Here is a 4,178-nt window from a genome sequence, read left to right as displayed (position 1 = left end):
GGGGCAACTGAACTTCTACATCAATGTGGTGGATGACAAACTGAGGGGAGAGAATGACAACAAGACTATCGGGTTGTTGCTGTGCAAGGGAAAAGACGAAGTTGTAGCGCAATACGCATTGACAGGCTACGACCAACCGATAGGCATCAGCGATTACCAACTGAGCAAGGCTATACCTGAGAACTTAAAATCAGCCCTGCCAAGTATAGAAGAAGTGGAAGAAGAACTGACTTCCTTTCTTGATAAAGATAAGAATCCATAAACCAAGCGTATATGGCAGCAGAAATACAGATTATGATTCCCCAATACGGTGAACTCAACAGAATATACAGTGACTTTATTGTCAGCCATACTTTCTCTTTTGACAAGCAGAAATTCATCACGAACTTCTACAAGCAATACAATGATACAAAAGCTTTTGAAGCAGCTATCCTTGAATTGGTACATGACAAGCAGAAAGAACAGTACACTCTGATTCTCAACAGCCTGAGAACCGAGATAGAGAAAAACATATTGATTTATGAAAAACACCCATTGTTTGATGATGAGATAATTTCTCGTGTGTGCTACAACTTCGCTGGCAGATATGATACTGATATAAAGGCACAATTGGAGGTTACACAAAAATTAAGCAAGCCTTTGAATGAAGCATACAACAGGTATGATTCCATTGGTTACAGGAAACATTCGGCAGAAGAAGAAATGCAAGCCGAAAAAGAATATGAACGCTGCAAGTCTGAATATGAGAAAGAAAAAGAAGAACTGAACAGGCTTTATGAATTGCAAAAGCAAGCAAGAAAAGAGGCTTTCCAATATATAGAGAACTGCTGCGGAGATGTTTACAAGTTGAGTCTTCATTTTATGGAAATATTAGCAAAATATATTCCCGTAGCTAAAGATAAACCGGAACAACTAACCAAACCAAGCGAACCTGATATACAAGAGGAAGCACCCAAAGAGGAACAACACGAGTATTTCGACAGGAAGTTGCTTTCGCTCGTTCACACGACCTGCGTAGGAGAACAATTCGAGAATATTTCCGAATATGATTTCTATGCTTGTATGAATCTGCGCCCCGGCAAATGCAAGCTGAAAATAAAGCCGAGAGAGAAAATACGTGTCTGTTATCTGATATTCCTAATGAGCGAACAACTTCACAAACTTGACAGGGAAAATTGGAAGAAGAATATCCTTAAAATGCTGGATATTGAAGAGAACTACTATAAGTCAAAATACAAGGAACCTGTTTCCGATTTTCCAAGCGACAGCAACCAAAAGTTTGCCAAAGAAATGGACGCAATATTCCGATAATCCGTGATACACCCTGACATTTTACGAAATAACCACTTTTACCACTCAAATTAATTTTTGAGTGGTATTTTTATTATCTGATATTCAGATAAATAACAATACACTCCAGTTATATCAACCACATCCTTACCACTTACGCCCCCACCTAATTTTGCATCGTTCGAGAACAGAAATAACAGCCAGTGCGCAGGGCTGATTGTTAAACGACTAAATTGATTGGACGATGACAAATCTTCAAGAGTTATTATCAAAACCCGTCTGGCAGATGACAGGCGAAGAGTTCATATTCCTAAGCAAGCACGCTTCCCATCAAACGGAAACGCAGCCACAGCCCGTTACGGACGCAGAAAGAAAGTATGTGTACGGAATACTGGGCATAGCCAAACTGTTCGGGTGCAGTTTGCCCACCGCCAACCGCATCAAGAAAAGCGGAAAGATTGACAAGGCAATCACTCAGATAGGGCGCAAGATTATCGTGGATGTGGAGCTTGCCCTTGAACTTGCCGGAAAGAAAACAGGAGGACGGAAATAACGGGAGACATGGCTATGGACTATATAAGAGAAACTAAGGATATATCGGCAGAAGAAGCCATAATCCTTTGGCAAGCCTCACGTTTGAGCCTGTCGAAAAGTTATGAGAAAGCACCTGAAATCCTTAAAGTACATGATTCTGTCATTGGGACATTGGGTAATTTCAGCGCATCCATCGGCAAAGCCAAAAGTAAAAAAACGTTCAATGTATCGGCTATCGTAGCCGCTGCATTGAAGAATGGCACAGTGCTGCGGTATGTAGCTGAACTGCCTGAAGATAAGCGGAAAGTGCTTTATGTTGATACAGAGCAAAGCCCTTACCATTGTCTGAAAGTCATGACGCGCATTTTGCGAATGGCTGGTTTGCCAGATGATAGGGACAATGAGAATCTTGAATTTCTTGCCTTAAGAAAATACACGCCTGAGCAGCGTATCAGGATTGTGGAACAGGCTATTTACAATACACCCGAAATCGGTCTTGTAATTATAGACGGCATACGGGATATGGTGTATGACATCAACAGCCCCGGTGAATCAACACGCATCATATCCAAGCTGATGCAGTGGACGGACGACAGGCAGATACATATCCATACGATACTGCATCAGAACAAAGGGGATGAGAACGCAAGAGGGCACATCGGTACGGAGTTGAACAACAAGGCGGAAACCGTATTGCAGGTAGAAAAGGACAAGGGCAACGGTGACATCAGCCATGTTTCAGCCATTCACATCCGGGCAATGGACTTTGAGCCTTTCGCATTCCGTATCAACGACAAAGCCCTTCCCGAACTCATTGAGGGATACAAACCTGAAACAAAGAAGCCGGGAAGACCCGAAGAAGAGAAGTTCGACCCTTACAGGCATATCACCGAGCAGCAGCACCGTATCGCATTGGAAGCCGTTTTCGGGCTGAAAGAGGAATACGGCTACAAGGAACTGGAAGATGCCTTAATCAAGACCTATATGTCAGTGGGTGTAAAGCTGAACCATAAAAAGGCGGTATCGCTCATCACCATGCTTCGCAACAAACGGATGATAGTGCAGGAGACAGGCAGAAAATACACATTCATGCCTGACTTCCACTATTAGCCCATTTCCCTGCAATCACTTCACTTTATTCTCGGGGTGTATATATTAGGAATATAGTGAAGTGCTTGGGGAATGGGACTAAATCACTTCACTTTATTACCGTATCCTATATATACGAGAATTTAGTGAAGTGATTATAGACCGTACTTCCTAAAAAGGTACGGGCAAAAAGAAAAATAAACCAATTCACCAACTACTAAAACAATCATTTTATGGATATACAGACAGCCAAGCAAATCAGAATAGCGGATTATCTGCATAGTTTAGGATATTCTCCCATCAAGCAACAAGGTGTCAATCTGTGGTATAAATCACCGTTAAGGGAAGAAGCCGAAGCCTCGTTCAAGGTAAATACCGAACGTGAACAATGGTATGACTTCGGTTTGGGTAAAGGTGGTGGCATCATAGAACTGGCTGCACACCTGTACGCTACCGACCATGTACCTTACATCTTGAAACGGATAGCAGAGCAGACACCGCACGTGCGCCCGGTATCTTTCTCTTTTGGAAAGCAAAACTCTTCCGAGCCGAGCTTCCAACAGTTGGAGATTGTTCCGCTGTCATCTCCTACCCTGCTTGCCTACTTACAAGGTAGAGGAATTAACATAGAACTGGCGAAAAGAGAATGTAGTGAAGCACGTTTCACTCACAACGGCAAGCGGTACTTTGCCATCGCCTTTCCCAATGGTTCGGGTGGATATGAAATCCGCAACCGCTATTTCAAGGGCTGCATCGCCCCAAAGGAAATCTCCCACATCAGGCAGTCGGGAAAAGCGAGGAACACCTGTTATGTGTTCGAGGGATTTATGGACTACCTCTCCTTTCTGACATTGAGACAAGAGAACTGTCCGAATTATCCGGAGCTGGATGGACAGGATTACATCGTATTGAATTCCGTATCGAATGTGAACAAGGCTCTCTATCCGTTGGGCAATTACGAACGCATCCACTGCTTTTTCGACAACGACCATGCAGGAATGGAAGCACTCCGGCAAATCCGTGAGGAATACGGCAGAGACCGATACATCCGTGACGCTTCTCAGACTTACAGCGGATGCAAGGACTTGAACGAATATTTACAGGAACAGGCTGAAAGAAAAAGGCAAGTTCAATCCGCCAAAGGGGTGCGCAGCCAATCACCGGAGAAGAAGAACGGCTTTCGGTTATAGCCCACTATAACTACACGCTCCGCTTTCGTAGTTGTGGGCTCTCCCGAGGGGATTAGGGCTTTGCCCTAATAACCC

Annotated in this window: 5 protein-coding genes; all 5 read left to right on the top strand. The window is 43.7% G+C overall.

What is annotated here, in order from left to right:
* On the top strand, positions 1 to 262 hold a 262-nt coding region (locus BHV64_RS04615), incomplete at its 5' end, for a PDDEXK nuclease domain-containing protein (protein ID WP_288115598.1).
* 11 nt (positions 263 to 273) lie between these two features.
* Positions 274 to 1,311 (top strand): hypothetical protein, encoded by a 1,038-nt coding sequence (locus tag BHV64_RS04610; protein WP_288115597.1) that lies wholly within the window; start codon positions 274 to 276, stop codon positions 1,309 to 1,311.
* Between the two features lie 223 nt (positions 1,312 to 1,534).
* A complete protein-coding gene (locus BHV64_RS04605; protein WP_118422574.1) occupies positions 1,535 to 1,843 on the top strand; it encodes a DUF3853 family protein in 309 nt (102 codons plus the stop codon).
* Positions 1,844 to 1,857: 14 nt separating this feature from the next.
* Entirely contained in the window at positions 1,858 to 2,934 is a 1,077-nt protein-coding gene (locus BHV64_RS04600) for an AAA family ATPase (protein WP_288115596.1), read from the top strand.
* Between the two features lie 212 nt (positions 2,935 to 3,146).
* Entirely contained in the window at positions 3,147 to 4,103 is a 957-nt protein-coding gene (locus BHV64_RS04595; protein WP_005924026.1) for a toprim domain-containing protein, read from the top strand.
* The last annotated feature ends 75 nt before the right edge of the window (positions 4,104 to 4,178 follow it).

Origin of the sequence: Alistipes sp. 56_sp_Nov_56_25, from assembly GCF_001915285.1 — a bacterium.
GTDB classification, from domain to species: Bacteria; Bacteroidota; Bacteroidia; order Bacteroidales; family Rikenellaceae; genus Alistipes; species Alistipes shahii.
This window is presented reverse-complemented; position numbering and strand designations above follow the sequence as displayed.

What these genes read in the sequence shown, in the direction of transcription:
- BHV64_RS04610 (WP_288115597.1), top strand. Translation starts at nt 274, where the DNA reads ATGGCAGCAGAAATACAGATTATGATTCCCCAATACGGTGAACTCAAC.
- BHV64_RS04605 (WP_118422574.1), top strand. Translation starts at nt 1,535, where the DNA reads ATGACAAATCTTCAAGAGTTATTATCAAAACCCGTCTGGCAGATGACA.
- BHV64_RS04600 (WP_288115596.1), top strand. Translation starts at nt 1,858, where the DNA reads ATGGACTATATAAGAGAAACTAAGGATATATCGGCAGAAGAAGCCATA.
- BHV64_RS04595 (WP_005924026.1), top strand. Translation starts at nt 3,147, where the DNA reads ATGGATATACAGACAGCCAAGCAAATCAGAATAGCGGATTATCTGCAT.